The organism is Halorubrum sp. SD612, assembly GCF_002135005.1.
Window position 1 is genome coordinate 1 of sequence record NZ_NEWI01000200.1, and the last position, 3,947, is coordinate 3,947.

Here is a 3,947-nt window from a genome sequence, read left to right on the forward strand (position 1 = left end):
GTGCTTACGTCGTCTGCGGCGTCCTCGCGACTGCCCCTTTGACTCCCACCCCGCCTCGCTCCGCACAGCACCTCACGCCTCCCCAGCCTCGTCAGCCGCCTCCGCTTCGCTCCGGCGACTGACTCCCTCGCGCGGTGCTGTTCGCGCCCTTCGGGCGCTCACAGGCACGCGCCACCGCGTGCTATTTAAATAATCACGTCGGAAGACGACGAGGACGTCACTCGGACCCCCGGTGGACGGTCGCGAGGAGCCCGACCGCCAGCAGCGCGACGCCGACGAGCCCGCTGCCGAGCCTCGCCAGCCCCGCCAGCGGGGTCCGGTCCAAGCGCTCGCGCGAGTAGCCGCCGAGGACCCTGTACGACTGCCCGTCGACGCGCAGGTTGTCGACCCCGCTGAGCCGGTTCGCGCAGTTCGCGTCGCCAAGGGCCCACTCCCCGGAAGTTGACGCGCGCTCGAACAGGAGGTCGACGGACTCGGGAGCGATCCGATACCCGCGGATCGAGACGTTGTCGCCGTCCGCGAGGGCGACCGCGGCGTCGGCGCACCGCGCGGGAAGGTCGGTTGCGTTCACGACTCGGTGTTGGTCGAGTCCCGGTCCCGGGTAGAACGTCGCCCGCCAGCCGACAACGCTCACGTCCGCGATCAGGAAGCCGAGCAGGAGGGCGCCCGGCACGACGAGGAGCCTGCGGTCCATCGCGCCGGGCAGGTAGATTCGAGCGAAATATATGCCTTGTGCGGGTCGCGCCGCCGTTACTCCAAGTCCAGTAGCGCCGCGATCTCGTCGAGGTACTCGTCGTAGACGCCGACGGCGGACTCGATCGGGTCGGGCGAGGCCATGTCGATGCCGGCGAGTTCGACCACGTCGAGCGGGTACTCCGAGCCGCCCGCCTTCAGCATCTCGCGGTAGTCGGCGGCCGCGGACTCGCCCTCGTCGAGGATCCGCTCGACGATGGCGGCCGCGGCGGAGATGCCCGTCGCGTACTGGTAGACGTAGAAGTCGTAGTAGAAGTGGGGGATGCGCTGCCACTCGCGCTCGATGCCGCCCGTCAGCTCGGCCGGCGCGTAGTAGTCGCCCTTGAGGTCGCCGTACATCTCGTCGAAGGCGTCGGGGGTGAGGGCGTCGCCGTCCTCCACGCGCTCGTGGATCCGCTGCTCGAAGGCGGCGAACATCGTCTGCCGGAAGAGGGTCGAACGGAAGCGTTCGAGGTACTCGTCGAGGACGTGCGTCCGGAGTTCGTCGTCCTCGACCGTGTCGAGCAGGTGGTGGGTGAGCAGGGTCTCGTTGACGGTGGAGGCGATCTCCGCGACGAAGATCTCGTAGCTCGCGTCGTGCCACGGCTGCGCGTCGCCGGCCAGCTCCGAGTGCATCGAGTGGCCCAGCTCGTGCGCCAGCGTGTACATCGAGGCGATGTCGTCCTGGTAGTTCATCATGATGTACGGCTGGGTGTCGTACGTGCCCGAGGAGAACGCGCCCGAGCGCTTCCCGCGGTTCTCGTACACGTCGACCCACCGCGAGTCGAGCCCCTCGGCCAGCCGCTCCTGGTAGGCGTCGCCGAGCGGCGCGACCGCCTCGATCACCCACTCGCGGGCCTGCTCGTACTCCACGTCGGGGCCCTGGTCGCCCGTCAGCGACATGTACAGGTCGTGGCTCTGAAGCCGGTCGACGCCGAGCGCCGCCTCCTTCAGCTCGGCGTGACGGTGGAGCACGTCGAGGTTGTCGTCGACCGACTCGACGAGCGTGTCGTACACCTCGACGGGGACGTTCGAGCCGTCGAGCGCGGCGGCGCGCGCCGAGTCGTAGTCGCGGATCTCGGCGCTCGTGACGTGTTCGCGGACGGCCTTCTCAAGCGACGTGCCGACCGTGTTACGCACGTCGGCCCACTCGTCGTAGAACGTCTCGTGGACGCGCTCGCGGAACTCGCGGTCCGGGTTCGTCTGGAGCTTCGTGAAGTTGGCCTGCGTGATCTCCACCTCCTCGCCGTCGGGGTCCTCGACGACGCCGTACGTCATGTCGGCGTTCGTCAGCATCGAGTAGATCTCGCTCGGCGCGTCGGTGACCTCCGACAGATCGGCGAGCACCTCCTCGACCTCGCTGGAGCGCGTGTGCGGCTTCTTCCGTAACACGTCGTCGAGGTAGTGCTCGTACTCCGCGAGGCCGGGCTCGTCGTCGAGGAAGGCCTCGACGTCCGACGCCGTCAGCGACTGGATCTCCGGTTCGAGGTACGAGACCGCGCTCGACGCCTCGGAGCCGAGCGACGACGCCCTCGCGGACATCGCCTGGTACTCCTGGTTCCGCGTGTCCTCGGCGCTGCGGAGCTGCGCGTACGTCATCACCTGCCGGAGCTCCCGGAAGATCTCCTCGCGCAGTTCGAGCAGTTCCAGCAGGGTAGCGGCGTCCTCGACCGCGCGCCCCTCGTAGGCGGCCAGCTCGCCGATCCGGCCGGACACCTCCTCGTAGGCGGACTCCCACGCCTCGTCGTCGGCGTAGACGCCGTCGAGGTCCCACTTGTACTCGTCGTCGATCTCGGACCGCTCGGGAACCGAACTCATACCACTCGGGTCGGCCTCGCTCACACTAAGCCTTGTCAAACCCCTCGCTGCGGGCCGATTAGTGTGCGGTGCGTTACCGCTCTCCTCCCGCTTCCCCGTCGGCCCACGCCGCGAGGTCGACGACGAGCACGAGCGCGTCCTCCCCGTCGCGGTAGTAGCCTCCCACGCGCCGGATCGGCTCGAACCCCTCGTCGGCGTACAGCGAGCGGGCGGGGTCGTTCCCCTCGCGCACCTCCAGCCGGGCGACGGCCACGCCGGTCGCGCGGAGCCGCGCCAGCGCCGACCGGAGGAGGGTCCGGCCGATCCCCTCGCCGCGGGCGTCGGGGTGGACGGCGAGGTCCTTGACGTGGCCGATGTCGCGGCCGTGGTTCGGCGTCCGGTCGGCGACGACGAACCCGACGACCGCGCCCGCCCGCTCGGCCACGAGGAACGCCGGCTCGTCTATCAGCCGCTCGAAGGCGTCGTAGGGCCACGGGTCCGAGAAGCAGGCGCGCTCGATCCGGACCACCGCGAGGAGGTCGGCGCGCTCGACCCGCCGGACCGTGACGTCGGCGACGCTCACAGGACGGTTTGCGGCCCGCGAGGAATAAACGCGCCGGGTCGGCGGGGGACGCGACGGCGCCGTGCCGCGGCCGCTACTCAGCCGTCGATCCAGGGCTCCTCCGGGTCGGCGTCGGCCGGACCGGGGGCACGCACCTCGAAGCACGCGCCGTCCGGCGGGCGGAGCCGCCGCCCGTCCGGGAGGCCGACGGGGCCGTCGCCCTCGCACCGGAGCTCGACGGTCCACCCGTGCGACTCGACGACCTCGCGGACGATGTCGAGCCCGTACCCCGTCCCGTCCGCCCGCGTGGTGTACCCGGACTCGAACACCGACCCTCGGTCGTCGGGGTCGATCCCGGTCCCGTCGTCGGCGACGAGGAACCCCTCGTCGGTGGCGGTGACGAGGACCGTGAGGCCTCCGTCGGTCGGCCCGGCTTCGGGATCGGCCGCCGGTCGCTCCCCGCCTCCGTCCGTCGCGGCTCCGAAGCCGTCCGGCTTCGCGTGCTCCGTCGCGTTGCGGAACAGGTTCTCCAAGGCCTGTCGCACCCGGCCGCGGTCGCCGTACACCCGCGCGTCGCGGGCGACGACCAGCTCCGCGTCGGCGTCGGCCTCGGCGGCCGTCTCCCAGGCGTCGCGGGCGACGCTCGCGAGCCCGAACTCGGTCGGCTCGTCCATCCCGGTCCCCTGCCGCGCGAGGGTGAGCAGCTCCGAGACGAGCCGGTCGATCCGGTCGACGGCGCGCTCGCCGCGTTCGAGCGGCTCCGCCTCGCCGCGCAGCCGCGCCATCTCGATGGAGCCGCGGATCACCGACAGCGGGTTCCGCAGGTCGTGCGAGACGATGCTCGCGAACCGGTCGA

The 3,947-nt window shown here is 71.0% G+C and carries 4 protein-coding genes; all 4 read right to left on the reverse strand.

Going from position 1 to position 3,947, the window contains the following annotated elements:
• Positions 1-217 precede the first annotated feature (217 nt).
• The gene (locus B9G38_RS14950) at positions 218-694 is read right to left on the reverse strand and encodes a hypothetical protein (RefSeq protein WP_086220903.1); all 477 of its coding nucleotides are present in this window, start codon (positions 692-694) and stop codon (positions 218-220) included.
• A 56-nt stretch (positions 695-750) separates the two neighbouring features.
• Entirely contained in the window at positions 751-2,550 is a 1,800-nt protein-coding gene (pepF, locus tag B9G38_RS14955; RefSeq protein ID WP_086220904.1) for an oligoendopeptidase F, read from the reverse strand.
• Between the two features lie 73 nt (positions 2,551-2,623).
• Complete coding sequence (gene rimI, locus B9G38_RS14960; protein ID WP_086220905.1) at positions 2,624-3,112, reverse strand: ribosomal protein S18-alanine N-acetyltransferase; 489 nt, start codon at positions 3,110-3,112, stop codon at positions 2,624-2,626.
• A gap of 77 nt (positions 3,113-3,189) precedes the next feature.
• Positions 3,190-3,947: HAMP domain-containing sensor histidine kinase (locus tag B9G38_RS14965; RefSeq protein WP_143415498.1), on the reverse strand; the 758-nt coding region annotated here is incomplete at its 5' end.

Excerpts from the sequence above, each read along its gene's own strand:
- B9G38_RS14950 (WP_086220903.1), bottom strand. The coding sequence starts at position 694 with ATGGACCGCAGGCTCCTCGTCGTGCCGGGCGCCCTCCTGCTCGGCTTC.
- pepF (WP_086220904.1), bottom strand. The coding sequence starts at position 2,550 with ATGAGTTCGGTTCCCGAGCGGTCCGAGATCGACGACGAGTACAAGTGG.